The organism is Methylacidiphilum caldifontis, from assembly GCF_017310505.1.
In the GTDB taxonomy this organism is placed as follows: Bacteria; Verrucomicrobiota; Verrucomicrobiia; order Methylacidiphilales; family Methylacidiphilaceae; genus Methylacidiphilum; species Methylacidiphilum caldifontis.
This window is the reverse complement of the sequence record NZ_CP065957.1, coordinates 1128749-1144640: the sequence shown is the minus strand read 5'-3', so window position 1 is coordinate 1144640 and position 15892 is coordinate 1128749. Positions and strand designations below refer to the sequence as shown.

16 protein-coding genes are annotated in these 15892 nt (G+C 40.9%); 4 read left to right on the top strand and 12 right to left on the bottom strand.

Features of this window, described 5'->3' with window-relative positions; translation table 11 throughout:
- Positions 1-42: 42 nt before the first annotated feature.
- The 5 genes from IT6_RS05360 to gcvT form a co-directional block, all read right to left on the bottom strand.
- On the bottom strand, positions 43-1383 hold the full coding sequence (locus IT6_RS05360) for a CCA tRNA nucleotidyltransferase (protein WP_206825439.1): 1341 nt from the start codon (positions 1381-1383) through the stop codon (positions 43-45).
- A 20-nt stretch (positions 1384-1403) separates the two neighbouring features.
- The gene (locus IT6_RS05355; RefSeq protein ID WP_206825438.1) at positions 1404-2387 is read right to left on the bottom strand and encodes a lysylphosphatidylglycerol synthase transmembrane domain-containing protein; all 984 of its coding nucleotides are present in this window, start codon (positions 2385-2387) and stop codon (positions 1404-1406) included.
- Positions 2388-2456: 69 nt separating this feature from the next.
- Positions 2457-5294: an aminomethyl-transferring glycine dehydrogenase gene (gcvP, locus tag IT6_RS05350; RefSeq protein ID WP_206825437.1), complete on the bottom strand. Its 2838-nt coding sequence runs from the start codon at positions 5292-5294 to the stop codon at positions 2457-2459.
- A gap of 85 nt (positions 5295-5379) precedes the next feature.
- Positions 5380-5766, bottom strand: a complete 387-nt coding sequence (gcvH, locus tag IT6_RS05345; RefSeq protein WP_134440587.1) for a glycine cleavage system protein GcvH — start codon at positions 5764-5766, stop codon at positions 5380-5382.
- Between the two features lie 30 nt (positions 5767-5796).
- Positions 5797-6918, bottom strand: a complete 1122-nt coding sequence (gcvT, locus tag IT6_RS05340; RefSeq protein WP_242524097.1) for a glycine cleavage system aminomethyltransferase GcvT — start codon at positions 6916-6918, stop codon at positions 5797-5799.
- 267 nt (positions 6919-7185) lie between these two features.
- On the opposite strand from gcvT, the gene IT6_RS05335 reads away from it, so the two are divergent.
- Positions 7186-7749, top strand: coding sequence for a hypothetical protein (locus tag IT6_RS05335; protein WP_242524096.1), 564 nt, complete (start codon positions 7186-7188; stop codon positions 7747-7749).
- Positions 7750-7957: 208 nt separating this feature from the next.
- Here the strand turns inward: IT6_RS05335 and phoU are convergent, their stop codons facing one another.
- The gene (gene phoU, locus IT6_RS05330) at positions 7958-8635 is read right to left on the bottom strand and encodes a phosphate signaling complex protein PhoU (protein ID WP_206825435.1); all 678 of its coding nucleotides are present in this window, start codon (positions 8633-8635) and stop codon (positions 7958-7960) included.
- Positions 8636-8777: 142 nt separating this feature from the next.
- Between phoU and IT6_RS05325 the strand changes: the two genes are divergently transcribed.
- The 3 genes from IT6_RS05325 to IT6_RS05315 are packed head-to-tail and all read left to right on the top strand — an operon-like array spanning position 8778 to position 10363.
- Positions 8778-9359, top strand: coding sequence for a GNAT family N-acetyltransferase (locus IT6_RS05325; RefSeq protein WP_206825433.1), 582 nt, complete (start codon positions 8778-8780; stop codon positions 9357-9359).
- Entirely contained in the window at positions 9331-9780 is a 450-nt protein-coding gene (locus tag IT6_RS05320) for a hypothetical protein (RefSeq protein WP_206825431.1), read from the top strand. The genes IT6_RS05325 and IT6_RS05320 overlap by 29 nt, the downstream gene beginning before the upstream one ends.
- Positions 9746-10363, top strand: a complete 618-nt coding sequence (locus tag IT6_RS05315; protein WP_242524095.1) for a class I SAM-dependent methyltransferase — start codon at positions 9746-9748, stop codon at positions 10361-10363. The genes IT6_RS05320 and IT6_RS05315 overlap by 35 nt, the downstream gene beginning before the upstream one ends.
- A gap of 74 nt (positions 10364-10437) precedes the next feature.
- Here the strand turns inward: IT6_RS05315 and IT6_RS05310 are convergent, their stop codons facing one another.
- From IT6_RS05310 to IT6_RS05285, 6 genes are all read right to left on the bottom strand, one after another.
- On the bottom strand, positions 10438-11583 hold the full coding sequence (locus IT6_RS05310; RefSeq protein WP_134438917.1) for an NAD(P)/FAD-dependent oxidoreductase: 1146 nt from the start codon (positions 11581-11583) through the stop codon (positions 10438-10440).
- A gap of 23 nt (positions 11584-11606) precedes the next feature.
- Positions 11607-11849, bottom strand: coding sequence for a sulfurtransferase TusA family protein (locus IT6_RS05305; protein WP_134438916.1), 243 nt, complete (start codon positions 11847-11849; stop codon positions 11607-11609).
- A 12-nt stretch (positions 11850-11861) separates the two neighbouring features.
- Positions 11862-12275 carry a DsrE/DsrF/DrsH-like family protein gene (locus IT6_RS05300; RefSeq protein ID WP_134438915.1) on the bottom strand — a complete coding sequence of 138 codons (414 nt, stop codon included), beginning with the start codon at positions 12273-12275 and terminating at the stop codon, positions 11862-11864.
- Between the two features lie 232 nt (positions 12276-12507).
- Positions 12508-12915, bottom strand: coding sequence for a universal stress protein (locus IT6_RS05295; protein WP_134438914.1), 408 nt, complete (start codon positions 12913-12915; stop codon positions 12508-12510).
- Positions 12916-13029: 114 nt separating this feature from the next.
- The gene (locus IT6_RS05290) at positions 13030-14337 is read right to left on the bottom strand and encodes an HlyD family secretion protein (RefSeq protein WP_242524094.1); all 1308 of its coding nucleotides are present in this window, start codon (positions 14335-14337) and stop codon (positions 13030-13032) included.
- A gap of 14 nt (positions 14338-14351) precedes the next feature.
- A complete protein-coding gene (locus tag IT6_RS05285; protein WP_206825429.1) occupies positions 14352-15869 on the bottom strand; it encodes an MFS transporter in 1518 nt (505 codons plus the stop codon).
- Positions 15870-15892 lie beyond the last annotated feature (23 nt).

The window sequence follows — 15892 nt, the reverse complement described above, 5'->3', positions numbered from 1 at the left end:
ATATATAGAACAAAATAAAAAAATAAAAAGCAAAAATATTGTTTATTTAAAATTATTGATTTTTTTAACTTGTTCGTTGCGAACAAGATCTTCTGCCATTAATAGGGCTTCAGTACGTGAAGAAATTTTGTCTTCTAATTGGGCTTCCCGAATAAGCTCTAAGATTTCACCAACTCTCTTTCCTGGCTGTATCCCTAAAGCAATCAAATCATAACCCGTGATGAGTTTAGGTGGAGCTAAGTTTTCGGCAGTGTACTGTCCTTTTATTTCATTAAGAAAATTATAAATAGAAAGATTCCCATGCGAAGATAAGCAGTCTATTCGATGCAATTCAAGTTCTATGGGGAAAGTCGGTCTTAATATCAGTTTTTTAAGTGTGGATTTTTTCATTTTTGGGACATCTTTAAATGACATATGATTTTTTACGCACTCGACAACTTTCTTTATGATATCCTTGCTATATCTCAACCGGGTCATGATTTTTTCTGTTATCTGGGCGCCAACTATTTCATGACCGTAAAAATGGATCTGGCCGGTTGTGTCCCGACTAAAAGTAACAGCTTTCCCTACGTCATGGAAAAGGGCAGCTAAGGAAAGCTCAAGGCTGGGATGATGAAGATGGCTTAATAGGAGTCGAACGTGATTAAAGGCATCTCCCTCAGGGTGAAACTCCTTGGGTTGTTCTACTCCGTGCAAGTTATAAATTTCAGGAAGGATAATATACAAAAGACCACTTTGATCAAGAAGATCTAATCCTCTGGAGGGATTAGAACTGGTAAAGATTTTATCCAGTTCTTCTCTTATTCTTTCGGCACTTATGTGAATAATATTATGAGCAGAAATTTGAATGGCTTTCCAAGTCTTTTCTTCTATTTCAAATCCGAGGCTTACGGCAAACCTGATCGCCCTGAGCATACGGAGATGATCTTCTTCAAATCTTTTTTGGGGATCTCCAATAGCTCTTATTACTTTTTTTTCAATATCTTCTTTCCCCCCAACATAATCGATGATTTTATTGGCAAGGGGATCATAAAAAATTCCATTAATTGTAAAATCCCTCCTTAGAGCATCTTCTTCGGGTGTTGAAAATTTGATTGCCTGTGGCCATCTTCCTCCCTCTGATCCGATATCGGTTCGGAATGTAGCTACTTCAAAGAAATGAGCTCCAGATTTTACCCGAATAACTCCGAAGGATTTGCCAGTAAGTCCTGTAGCTTTTTCTTGAAATAGGTTTTGAATTTCATCGGGAGTCGCTGATGTTGCTATGTCGATGTCATGGGGTTCCTTTTTGAGCAGGATATCCCTTACACACCCTCCTGCAAAAAAAGCAATAAAGCCAGCCTTTTGAAGGATGCGCACGATCCGAATGGCTTCTTCTCTCATTGGAAAATTGTATCATGAGTCTAAGGTTTTTTGTAGCGTAAATACACGATACCCCCAACGAGGCTCCAGAAAACGCTCATTGCAAAAACAAGAAGAGAAAAGCTTAATGCGGGCTCCGCTTTGATCCCCAATAGCTGGAAAAAAACAACGATCAGTCCTTCTCTGACTCCTAGCCCTGATATTGTCACAGGAATGGAAATAAGAACACTGACTATGGCAAGAATGGATGCAAGAAATAAAAAAGGAATATCGAGATGAAGTGAACGGGTGGCACAATATGCCATGATCAAAGTCGATCCATGACTAATGACCGAGTAGCAGAGAGCCATAAAATTCTCTTTTTTCCCGTGCCGGTAACGGCTTATAGCATCAATGAGATTATTTAAGTTCTGTTTTGAAAATAAGCTTATCGTTTTCTTTTTTCTTTTATCGAAAGAAAAGATATTCGGGAAGAACAGGATCAGCCCAAAAAGAAATAGAATAAACAGAGAGATGGAGAAAAACAGCCAGACAGCGTGACGGGTAATAGGATGGGCTTCAAACAGTTTAAAAAAGTTAAGGGCTAAGAGTTGCCCAATTAAAATTAAACCAACTAGGCCTATTACCCGATCATAAATAACGGAAAGGGAACCCGCAGTTTTTTTTTCAGGGTACAACTTCACAATATAGTAAATGCGAACGATATCTCCGCCCGTAGAGCCCAGCAGAAAAGCATTGAAAAATTGTCCGATCAATGTCAGTTCAAAAGCCTTAAACATGGGAATAAAGATTTCCTGGGTTTGCAACAAGATCTTCCAGCGCACAGCGGAAAAAAAAACTTGGCATCCACCAAAAAAAATGCCCAGAACGATATCGATAGGATTGGATCGTTCGACTACGCTTGTTATTTTTGTCCAATCAACTTTAAAAAAAAGAAAAGAGAGAATTCCTGTTGAAACAGCTGAGCGTAAAAAGATCGAAAGCCAATTTTTCTTTCTCTTGGCCGTGGAGGATTTATCGCTCATAAAAAGACAAAATTTCAACTCCCAAAGTAAAGGAATAGAAAGCAGAAAAAAGAATAAAGAAATTGGGAATCAAAGAGCTAGCCTTTTTTCTATACAGCAAACAAAATTTCTATCTCCATAGACGTTATCGATCCTCCCCGTGGGAGGCCAGTATTTAAATTCTTTTTGCCATGGAGCGGGATAAGCTGCAAGTTGCCGAGAATAGGGAAAAGGCCAATGATCCGAGCAGACTAGACTGTGAGGATGAGGAGCATTTTTTATGGGATTGTTGTTTTGAGGATAAACACCGTTTTTAATGTCTTCAAGTTCTTTACGAATAAGTAGCAAGGCTTCGCAAAACCGGTCGAGTTCTTCTTTTGATTCCGACTCTGTGGGTTCAATCATCATTGTCCCATGTACAGGCCAGGAAATGGTGGGTGCATGAAAACCATAATCCATAAGTCTCTTGGCGACATCCTCGACTTCTATTCCATATTCTTGCCAGGGTCTTAAATCGATAATGAACTCATGAGCGACGTATCCGAGATCTCCCTTGTAAAGGATGGTGAAAGCACCAGCCAGTTTTTTTGCAATGTAATTGGCATTTAAGATAGCCAATTGAGCACATAGTTTAAGGCCTTTAGCTCCTGCCATTCTTATGTACATCCAACTGACTGGAAGAACTCCAGCATTACCCATGGGTGCAGAGCAGAGTAGCCCGGTTTTACCTTTGACTGGCAGTTCTAAATGGGTTGAAGGCAGGAAGGGTTCCAGGTGTTTTTTAACAGCGATCGGACCGACCCCAGGCCCTCCTCCACCATGAGGAATACAGAAAGTTTTATGGAGGTTGAGATGACAGACATCCACCCCAAGTTCTCCAGGTTTACATAATCCCAAGAAAGCATTAGCATTGGCTCCATCAAGATAAACTTGACCACCATAACTGTGCATGATCTGGGAAGCTTCAATGAGAGTTTTTTCAAAAACCCCATAGGTAGAGGGAAAAGTGATCATCATTACAGCCAGTTTAGAAGCATATTTTTTCGCTTTCTGTTCTAACTCATCTAGATTTAGCCGACCTTGGCTATCGCAATTTATTTCCTCGATATTGAGTCCAGCTAAAGCAGCACTGGCACAATTTGTTCCATGAGCAGAAGTAGGGATAAGACAAATCGTTCTTTGATCCTGACCCATGGACTGAAAATAATTTCTAATGGCAATAAGACCAGCTAATTCTCCCTGGGAGCCGGCGTTAGGTTGTAAAGAAACACAATCCATGGCCGTAATTTCTGCTAGCCACTGCTTGAGATTAGAGGCCAGCTCCAGATATCCTTTATTAAACTGTTCTCCAGCAAAAGGATGGGGTTCTGTAAAACAGTCCCAAAGAATAGGGATCATTGCCGATGCGGGGTTGAGTTTCATGGTACAAGATCCCAGCGGAATCATAGAGGTAGTCAGGTTGATATCTTTTGAGGAAAGTTTTTTGATGTAACGGTTAAGTTTTGTTTCGGTGCGGTAGTTTTTGAAAACCTTATAATTTAAAAATTCAGTTTGTCGCTGTAGGGCAATAGGAATATCTGGTAGGCTTATATCTGTAGAAGGAAGCGGCTCGTCCTGTTTGCTAATGCCAAAAATATTCAAAATGCAACGCAGATCCTCTATTGTCGTTTTTTCCCCAAGAGTTATTCCTAAAGCGGGGCTGTCCTTAAACTCTCTGAAGAGGTAACCTTGGGCTATAGCTTTTTTCTTGATTTCTTGAATGCTTTGTTCCTCGAGGGGAATTTTCAGGGTATCAAAAAAAGGGAAGGGGTAAGGAGAAAATCCTGACAACAAAAATCTCTTGTACAGGAAATAAGAATACGAAAGGATCTTTTGAGCAATCTCTTTTAGACCTTCAGCACCATAATAAGCTGCATACATAGAAGCAACAATTGCGGGAAGAACTTGAGCGGTGCAGATATTACTTGTCGCTTTTTCCCTCCTTATATGTTGTTCTCGTGTTTGCAGGGCAAGCCTCAAGGCTGGATTCCCATAGACATCTTTTGATATGCCCACAATTCTTCCAGGCATTTTTCTTTCCATCCCTTTTTTCGCCGATATAAAAGCCGGATGAGGACCTCCACAAAAAAGAGGCAGACCAAATCTTTGAGCGGAACCTACTGCAATGTCCGCTCCAAACTCTCCAGGGGATTTGAAAAGGGTTAAAGCCAGAAGATCCGTATTGACAACGACAACCAAATCCTTTTTGTGAAGTTCTTCACAAAAAGAGCTATAATCAAAAATACTTCCTGCTGTATCCGGGTAAGACACTAAGGCTCCAAAAAAACTTTCATCGATATGGGTCTTTCTCCAATCATCGATCACAAGCTCGATCTCTAAAGGGGAAGAGCGAGTAGTGATGACAGAAAGAATTTGAGGATGGCAATCTTTGGAGAGAAAAAATTTATTACGGTTTTTATTTGAAGCAAGCCGCTTACACATGAGCATGGCTTCGACACAGGCAGAAGCCTCATCAAGAAGTGAAGCATTAGCAATAGGTAGCCCCGTCAGCTCACAAACGACTGTTTGAAAGTTGAGCAAAGCTTCGAGCCGTCCTTGAGAAATTTCTGACTGATAGGGAGTATAGGGAGTATACCACTCTGGGTTTTCCAAGATCATTCGCCGAATGACCATGGGACAAGTAGTTTCGCTATAGCCCATCCCGATGAAATATCGAAAGGAACTGTTTTGGTTACCAATGTTTTTAAGCTCTTTTAAGGCTTGCTCTTCGGAAGTTTCGCTGGGAAGGCGCAGCTCAGTATGAGTGCGGTAAGAGGGAGGAATGACTTTGTCTATCAGTTCATCCAAGCTTTTGAGTTGAAGGAAATCAAGCATCTGCTGAATTTCTTCTTCCGAAGAGCCAATATGTCTTTTTATGAAGGAATCCATGTTGCTCTATACCTTTTTAAGGAGCAAAATTTAAATTTTTTTCTTTAAAGATTACAGCCCTACATTGCAGCCTTGAAGAGGAATATCAGCCTTTTTCACGTAAAAATTCGTTGTAAGCTTCGGCGTCTTTAAGAGAGGAAAGTTCTTCAAGATGGTTCATTTTCATTTTGAACATCCACCCTTCACCATAGGGGTTACTGTTAACTAATGAGGGGTGATCAATTAACTGGGTATTTACTGCCACTATCTCTCCACTAACCGGTGCATAGAGATCACTTGCCGCTTTGACCGATTCGATAACACCAACAACCGCTTTCTGAGTAAAACGGTCTCCAACCTTAGGCAGTTCAATATATACAATGTCCGATAGCTCTCTTTGGGCATGCTCGGTAATACCTATGGTGGCTATATCTCCATTAACAGACACCCATTCATGGGTTTCAGTGTACAATCGATCGCTTGGGATATTCATGATTAAAAAGAATTAGATCACAAAATTTCACTATGAATGAGAACTGCCTTTTCTGTAAAGGGGTTTTTTCTGAATCAAAAAAGGATAACGCTTGTCTCTGATCTCTATCTCAATGGTGTTTCCCACAGTAGCGCAAAATTTATGAATGTATCCCATGCCTATAACGCGGCCTAAAGAAGGAGACCATACCCCGCTTGTGACCTCACCCCGTTTTTCTCCCATGAAAAAAATCGGAGATCCCGTTCTTGGTTGAGGACACATGATATCTTTAGCTGTAAAAGCAACCAGAAGATCTTGAAAAGTGTTCTTTAGCTGGACGAGAGCAAATTTGCCAGGAAAAGTATAGGGCTTAGATAAGCAAACCGCCTTATCCAATTCGGCTTCCCATGGATTCTTGTCTTCTCTCAGATCGATCCCGTTCAACGGAAGAGAAGCTTCAAGTCTGAGAATATTTCTACTCGCAAGGCCACAGGGCAGCAAATGAATGATTTTTCCCTCCTCTAAGAGTCTAGTCCAGATGAGAGAAGCGATTGCTGCGGGGAAAAATAATTCAGCCCCCGTTTCACCCGTGTAGCCGGTGCTAGCAATATATAAAAACTGTTTTTCGAAAATAATTTTTTTGAGTGTATGCTTTGGAAGAGGATCTAACCCAAAAACTTTTTTAACAATAGCCCAGGATTGTGGCCCCTGAATAGCGATACAACCCCATTTGTGCCGATTGTCAGTGAGCGTTACTCCTTGGTGGGGTAAGAAACGATGGAATAGGCTATAATCTTTATCGGCAACGGAAGCATTGACGACAAGAAGATAACTTGTGGAATTAATCCGGTAAAGAAGAAGGTCGTCTATAATACCTCCACTGTCCGTCAACAGCAGGTTATATTGACTTTGACCATCATTTAAAAGCGACAAATCGTTTGTTAAAATACCATTAAGCCATTCAGCGGCTTGCGGTCCTTCGACAAAGAATTGTCCCATATGGCAAAGGTCAAAGATTCCAGCATTTTCCCTTACTGCCTTATGTTCTGCTAATGCTGAATGGTAATAGATGGGCATCCACCAACCGGCGAACAATCCCATGTGTGCGCCAAGCTCAATGTGGTGTTTATACAAGAAGGTAGTGAAGGGAACCGATTGATTAGTGTTACTCACAACCACATTGTACTGTATAAGGCTTTTTTTTCAATAGCTCAGAACAGCCTATTTGACAGTGTCTTTTCAAAAGTTTGATTGGTCCTCTTAGAGGTCACAAAAAATAAGCAGAAAAAACAAAAAAATTTTTTCTTTTTATTCTTTTTGACAGATCTAGCATTAAAAGGTAATACTACGATTGATTTGGAGATTTCTATTACATGCTTGGTTTTATCTTTTTGAATTCCCTTTTGAAGTTCTTGAAGTCTAAATCCTATGGAGGCAGCTGTGAGCGAGAACGATGAAAATCGTTTTTCCATAGATGATTTGAATATAAAAGTTCAGCAAGCCCAAGAAATCCTTCTTGACCTGGAGAGAAGGAAAGAAGAGATTGAACGTCAGAAGAAACAATTGGAGGAACTTCGGCAGAAACAGCGGACCTTCGAAGAGGGTCATAAAATGGCTGTTGATTTATTAACAAGGGGTCTTGTCCTTCTTGAAAGACAGGGTGGAGAGTTAAAAAGACAGCTTGAAGAGCTTGAAACCATTCATTCTCATTTTACCGAGCAGCTGAAGGCTATAGAAAGTATTCAGCCTGCTTCATGGGATCCCATGAACCTTGAAGAAGAACTTAACCGAGCTCTAGTAACAGTCGAACAGGCAAAGACGATATATTCACAGTATCGAGACAAAGTAGGTACGGCCCAAGAGAAACTCGAGGTTGAGGAAGAAATTGAAGAGGAAGAAGTGCCTTTTCATTTCTGGAATAAAGTCTTGAGCGGCTTTGCCTATTCCTTACCCCTTATTATTGTACTTTTGGCGGGCATGGCCATATGGTTTCTCAAAAAATGATGCAAAAGGGTTGGAAAATCATCTATGCAAAACGACGACGAGGAAATTAGGCAATATTTATTGAGAGTTGAGTCTCGTTCCTCTGTTTTTTCTCACAGGGCACAAAAAAGAAAGGATCGAAGAAATTTTATTTTGCTTTTCTTCTTTCTTTGCTTAATCCTTTTGTTCCTCTGGCGTCAATGGATATATCTTTAAATGGTCAATCAATTTAGACGTTTTCTCCTATTGCTTTATTTACATTGATGAGGCTGGTTTTGTGTCGAATGTCTTTGGCCCTGTAAAGATAGTAGACTTCTTCGGCGATGTTTTTAGCGTGATCAGCTGCTCGTTCTATCGCTCGAGAAACGAGCATAAGATTGAGTCCCTGGGGAATAGTATCTGGATCTTCTCTCATGATTTTAACCAGGGTGCTGAACAGCTCCTTGTTCATTCGATCTACAAGCTTGTCTTCTCGAACAACGCTTAACGTTTCTTTGGGGTTACCTGTGATGAAGCTTTCAATGGCTTCTTGATACATTTTTCTAGCGATTTCAGCCATTTTATCGATATTGAAAAATGATTTTAATGGAGGTTTTTCGTTAAGTTGTAATGCGATCCTTGAAATCGTTACCGCTTGGTCACCAATCCGTTCAAGATCGCTTGAAATTTTCGAAGCGACAAGGGCTAACCGGCAGTCGATCGCAACCGGGCTATGTGTAGCAATAAAAGTAATGATTTGATCGTCAATTTTGATTTCAAGGGCGTCAAGATCTTCATCTCCCTTAATAACACTTTGGGCTAGTTCATCGTTGCGTTCTATCAGGGCTTTGAGGGCGAGTTGAAGGTTGCGGGCAGCGATGCTTGCCATTAAAAGAAGTGTCTCGCGGATTTCGCCTATTGTTATCATTATGTTCTCTTTGGTATTGATCGGCCTTTTGTTCTCGTATACTATTTAAAATAGTATAATAATAACATAAAAAAGGATTGGGTGTTCTAAAAAAAGTCCTTTTTTATGTGTTTTGAAGAATTCTTTTTAGCAGAAAAAAACGGTGATTTTTCCCCTAGTTCTTGATCGAGTTTGTCTTCGACCTTTTGAAGAAACAGATAAGGAAAGCCTTATAAGCCTTTCTGGTGATCCAGATGTTTCTTGGGGAACGCGCCCGATTACATACCCCGATAGCCCTGAAAAAGCTCCCTTATGGCTTCAAGATCATATAGCCATGACTAACAGGGGAGAGACACTGAGTTTGGCCATTGTTTCGAGGGCAGACTCTGTATTGGTGGGTTCGGTAATTCTTTTCTTTGAGCCACATCATGAGCGGGCTGAAATTGGTTGTTGGATTGGCAAACCGCATTGGTCCAAAGGATATGGGACTGAAGCCTGCCAGGCAGTGATCGATTATGCTTTCAAGAAATTGAACCTGAACAAGATATGTGCTTATTGCCTGGCTCGCAATACTCCTTCGATAAAATTGATTCAGAAATTAGGGATGAAGTGGGAGGGCTGTTTAAGAAAACATTTAAAAGTGAGAGGAATTTTTGAAGACCTGCTTGTGTATGGCCTTTTAGCTGAAGAAATAGCTGGAAAGAAAGGATACATAGATGAAAAACACTCAACATTGCCCTTCTGATAAACAAGGAAATTTATTCTGGTTTATGCTAGGTGATTACTTGGGAGGTATTCTGACTGGGGTAGCTATTGCCTGGGCTGTACGCCGTATAATTCCTTCAGGGCTAGACATGGTATTGGCCATGATCTTGGGTATGGGAGTAGGGATGGTTCTGCATTTAGCGATAGGCTTCTTGATTGCTCCTTTGTTAGGCATGTTCCAGACCATGGTTCCTGGTTCTATCATTGGGATGTATGGGGGTATGCTTTTTGCCATGAGAGATTCGATGGGAGCAGGTTCGAAATCTCTTTCTGAAGCTCTATGGGTTGGAGCACTTTTTGGAGCCATTGTTGTGGCTTTATTTCATGTATATGACAGAGCTTTACAGAGGGAAAGGGAAAAATTTTATGGAGACGAAGCTGCAGGCACAAAAGAGTCGTGAAAAATGGAATTTTGCTAGTTTTTTCTTTGATTGCCTTACTTGGGCTGATGACAAGCGGTTTTCTCCATTTAAATCCAGGCTTTTTAAGAAAATAAAAGGGAAAACCTTGCTTGTAGGTGCGGGCACCGGTAAGGATTTCAAGTTTTTACCCCATGATGGGCAGGTTATAGCCATCGATATCAGTCCTAAGATGCTTGAAAGAGCAGCACAGAAAGCAAAATTTTTCCCAGCTATTCTCGAACTTAAAGAAGCCGATGTCTGTGCCTTGGATTTCCCCGACGCATTTTTTGATTCCGTTCTGAGCGTCTGTACTTTTTGTTCGGTAGCTGATCCACTCCGAGGGATGAGAGAAATTTATCGAGTCTTACGTCCAAGTGGAAATTTCTATCTTTTCGAACATGTCCGGAGTCGGATAGGGCCTATTGGTGTTCTTTTTGATCTTCTTACGCCTCTTTCTCAACGCTTTGGCCCTGATTTGAACCGGGATACGGTGTCTAACGTGCGCAACAGTGGTTTTAGGATTGTGAAGGAAGAAAACATTTATCTCGATATTGTTAAATGGATAGAGGCGGTAAGGATCTGAATATTAAGGCTAGAACAAATATAAAGGGTTCTTTCTAAAGATACTCAAGGCTGACTTTGCCCGGGAATTCTGTTCTATATGATTGCTTTGGGAATAAGATACCAATAAAACTTGTTTAGGGCTAATTTTTGAAAATGGATAAACTCGGAAGGGGGTGGGGGTTGAGGAGGATGATCGTAATCGAAATCGAGCATGGTTGCCTTTCCGTACCCCGATTCGATAAAACAGGCCACATGACCATTGTAACGGTTTTTCCCATCCTCTAGATTTTCCTGCCTGATCGCTGCACAGATTTGTCTTGCAATAACAGGGGCCTGGAAATGAGCTGTGCTGCCTGCCTTGCTTATCGGCAAGTTTGTAGTGTCTCCGAGAGCCCAGATGTCTTGCGCATTTAATACCTTTAGTGAATGTCGATCCGTATTTATCCAACCTTCGGCATCCGCAATTTCGTGTCCCCTAAGAAAAGTTGCTCCTTTATGAGGTGGAGTCATGACAAGGAGATCATAGGAAAGCTCAGTCCCTTCTAAGCTTTCAACAACCTTTTTTTCGGGATGAATTTCAGCCAAGTTAAAGAAAAGCTCAGTCTTAATATTTCGCTTTTCAAAGTCAGTTCGAATGTAATCGGCTGCGGTTTTGATATTAAAAACATCATTAAGAGGAAAAGTATAGATAATTTCAGTCCGCTGACGTAACCCTTTTTTCGTCAAAAATTCCTCAAGCATGAAAGTAAACTCAATGGGCGCTACAGGACACTTGTAAGGCAGTCCTCCAATACCCACAACGATCGTTCCCCCGTTAAAATTTTGAAGTTTTTCATAGAGAGAAAAAGCGGCCTTGGGTGTATAAAAATGATCAGCTCCCTCTTTAAAACCCGCTATCTGCTCTTCATCGACAACAGAACCGGTGGCGATAACCAGATAATCATAGGGATAGCTTTTCTTAGAATGACATATGACTTGATGGTTCTTGACATCGAGCTGTTCAACGGGATCGATAACCAGGGATATCCTTCTGTTCAGAAGCGATCTTTCAGAGCGTGCGATTTTGCGGGGGTCCTGGTAGCCAAAAGGAATGTAAAGCTGGAAAGGTTGATAGACATGAAGAGGAGAATCAGATATGACCGTAATTTGTGCTTCTTGGCTCTTTAATGTTCGTGCCAAAATGTTGGCAACAATAGAACCTCCTGTTCCTCCTCCCAATACCAAGATATTTTTGGCCATAAAAACTCTCTCTTTTGATTGAATTAATGGAGTTTCTTACAGATAAAACGAGTAGCACCACCCTCTATGGGTTCTTCAGCAATCAGTTCATGCTTTGCCTTTTTGATCCATGCAGGCAGGTCTTTTTTTGTGCCTTCATCACCCGAAATGACAGCGACTACATCTCCTACATTTGCAGATCGGATTAACCTGATCATTTCCATCAAAGGTCCTGGACAAAAGCTGCCCCGAGCATCGACTTCTTTTGTAATTTTAATTCCTTCCATATTAACCTCCTGTTAGAGAAAGAGAATTTGGCCGCCGGAAGCATTTTCTATGAACGTCCCTACACCAACAATATCACTGACAACAGATTCTAAATCTTCAAGTTTAATGGCTAAAAGATCCATGGTTAGCCCACAGGCATGAACCGTTACATCTCCAATTTCCATCGCACTTTTTAACGTATCCAACCAATTGGGGACCTTCTTGGCTTCCATCGCCTTTAAGGCCTCCGTAGCAAAATCTTCAAAATCTTTACTGAGTCGTCTATTGGTTTTCCAATCATCTTTTCTAAAAGCTAAAAGCCCATAAAAGGTCACAAAAATCTGGACCTTCTTTTGCATGGCTGCGGCACCTGATGCAATTGTAACTGCGGCAAGAAGTTTGTCTACGGTTCCAGAAAAAAGAATGATCGATATTTTTTCTTCCATAACTTTTCCTTGTTATTACAATATTAAAAAAAAGGAATAAAGTATTCAAGGATATTAATGCTCTTTTTAACAAATTGTTTTTGAGCTTAAGAAAAAAATCCTCTGCTTTGTTGTCCAATCCCGTGATGGAAACGCTGATTTGGTCGATCTGTTAGTTCTCTTAAGAATTCGAAATAAAATAGATGATGCTTGCTTATTTTAAAGCTTAAATCTCTAAACGGGGGATAAAAAACTATTCTACAATCAGAATTGAGCAAGGGCTGTGACGGACAACTCGTTCAGACACTGAACCGGTGAGCCAATATCCAACCCTGGATAGCCCCCTTCGACCCAAGACTACGAGATCGAAGTTACCTTCCCGGGCCAGTTTAATAATCTTGTCTGCTGGATCTCCCATCGCGGTTTTTACCTCAATCCCTACTTTTTCTTCTGCCGCTTTTTCCATGGCCCATTTAATTTCAGATACAATTTTCTGCCTTTCAAGACTAAATTCAGTATCTTGGTTGAACTCGGGAGGATGACTGACAGCAAGGATCGTTATCTTTGAACCCATAACAGTTGCTAATTTCAAAGCGAAACTTAACGCTTTTTTTGCTCCTTCCGAGCCATCGTAGCCGACAAGGATTTTTTCCAAGGTCATTGTTTTTTTTAACGTTGCATAAATATAGATTCTAGAACTTTATAGCCCAAAAGAAAAACACTAAGAATGGATTTTAAAAATCAGGAAAGTCCAGTTTTAGCTGATTTAGGGATTTCATTCCTTTTTTTGGCTTAAAGAACCTTGAGTTTGGTCTTGGGGATAACGGTTTTGTTCAATGATCGATCTTATTAAATTGTCTACTCCCACCAGTTCTTCGGTAAAATAAGACGAAGTATAATCGGTTTTCTTGACTTCAGGAGGAATTTCTGTCAGGGGTTTAAGCACTGATTGACCCTTATAGGCCACATCCACTTTGGTCACAACCGACAGTCCAAGTCTTAAAGGGTGTTTTTGGAGTTCTTTGGGATCAATTTTTATTCTTACAGGAACTCTTTCAACGACATGAATGTAATTGCCTGTGGCATTGTCAGGAGGAAGTAGAGAAAAAACACTTCCAGAACCCGGTTCTATCCCTTCAACTATTCCATGAAACAAATAGCGCCTACCATAGATGTCTGCCCTGATTTTTACAGGTTGCCCCGGTTTCATCTTCCTAAGTTCGGTCTCCCTGTAATTAGCGACAACCCAGTAATAATCTAGGGGCACTACAGACATGAGCAACTTTTCAGGATTCACCTCATCGCCAACCTGTACCGATCTCTTTGCGATATAACCCGCTACAGGTGCCACAACCTGACACCGGTATAAAGCCAGGTAGGCATCTTTGAGTTCTACTGCCGCTTTGAGCACAATGGGATTATCCCATATGGTCGTTTTCTGAATCCAAGCTTCGGTTGACCTCAATTCATCTTCAAGCTGCCTTATTGTCGATTCTATCTCCTCTACTTTCCATTGAGCATCCACAGCATCTTGGATTGAAACTACTCCGGCTTTGCTTCCTGACGTGTAAAGGCCAAGATCATAACGTTGTCTGCCTAAAATGGCTTTTTGTGCAGCGATTTTGTTGCGCAAGGATCTTGCCTTGTTGAAGAGATCTTCAACCCTTCGAACAGCCATAGCCAGGTTGTGCTTAGCACTTTCAAAGGCTACCTGCTGTTTCAGCGAATCCAACCGGACAAGCAGCTGATTTTTTTGGACGAATTGAGTGGATTCAACCAAGACTTCCACAACTCTCCCTGAAGTCTGGGCTTTGACAGGAATAACATTACCGGTTACGTAAGCATCATTTGTTGATACCCAACGGGTTGCAAAGAAAAACCACCAGCTTCCTAAGACAAACAGGATAAAAAAGAACAGTAAAATAAAATATTTATTGGAAAAAAACGATGAAAGATCCTTTTCCCATGAGCGAAATACCGCTTTGAAAAGTTGCTGAAAACGGCCCTTATTTTTCTTTTCCCCTACGACATTAAAAATAGGAGAAAATCCATTTTTCATTCCCTCTTTCCGATGCTCTTTCATGGTATCCCAGCTCTTTAGTCTTGTTTTTCCTTAGCCAAAAGGATCAATCCAGATAAAATGAAGAAACCTATGCCACAGAACCTGAAAGCATCATCAAGGCTTATGATAAAGGCGTGGGAAAGGGCCGATTGATCGAGAAACTTAAAGGCTATTTCTCTATCCATTCCTTGCTCTTTGAACTTTGAATAATATTCCATCAAATAGGGATTACCCATGTAGAGCCAGTCAGCTAGCCGCATCTTGTGAAAAACAATCCGGTGGTAGAGGATCGTGCCGATAATGGGGGAAGCCCATCCCTGGCCAATAATACGCATACTGCTTGAAAGCTCAACGGCTAGAAGTTGATTTTTAGGAGAAAGGCCGGAGATGATCAGATTAGTAAGAGGGATAAAGAAAAGACCTAAAGCAATACCCTGAAGAAGAAAAATAAAAGGGGATTGCACCCAGAACCATCTTTTCTGGTAAAAATCGAAATAGCCCATCCAGCTGTAAAGTCCACCCAGAAGGACAAATACAAAAAAACCATAGATGCGAAATTTTATTTTGCCTACTAGCCTGGGTAGAAAAAAAGAGATGGGTGTGGAAAAAAGTGCCATGCCGATAAAGAGAGTCCCCGCTTGGTGTGGCGGGAACAGGCATTGATTCTGAAGCCGGACAAGCAGCGTTGTCCACAAGCCATAAAAAAAGAGAAAGCCAATTGTCAAGCATACCGAACCGATTAAAAAATTTTTTCTTAATAAAAGGTTTACACGGAGGAAAGGATCTATCTGGTTAAATTCCACGACTATCAAACCAATAAAGCTGGCAATGGCCAAGATAAGCATAAAATCGATAATGGGAGAAATAAGCCACTCGTAATCATCGCCCATGTTGAAAATCATTTGTGCAGCAGCCAAGGTTATAAAAAGAAGGATTGAGCCTTTCCAATCCCATCGCTTTTTTGTCGGAACTTCTCCCTTTTCTTCGAACAGCTGATAAAGCAACAAACTGAGGATAAGAAAAAGAATAGCACTCAGATAAAACCAGTACCTCCAACTGCTTGACTCTCTGCCTAAAAACTCTTTGCCATAGCCACCAATTGTTGGACCAATTGTAAAGGGTAGCACACTAGCCATGGCCCCTAGCATTAAGGGAAAGACTCTCCAGGTTTCAGGAGTATTTTCAAACATTAAACTTTGAGAGCCGATGATTAGCACACCACAGCAAATACCCTGCAATAACCGACCAATCAAAAAAAAGTAGAAATCCCAGGCCCATGCACAAAGGATGCTACTGGCCGAGAGAAGAAAAGAAAAGAAGAGTACGGTTTTTTTTCTTCCATAATGAAGGCTCAATGGGCTAGCCATGAGAAGGCCGAATCCTTGCCCTAAGAAAAAAAATCCATTAGTCCATGCACCATGACTTTGACTTTGGCCAAGCTCAGCGGTTGCATAGGGAATGATGTCCGTATAGGAACCCGATTGGAAAAAACAGAAACATTGAAGGATAAAATAAAGAAAAAAGAGAAAAAAAAGTTTTAGGGAATTATTCATTGTGGGCAAAAGAATTTATCCTT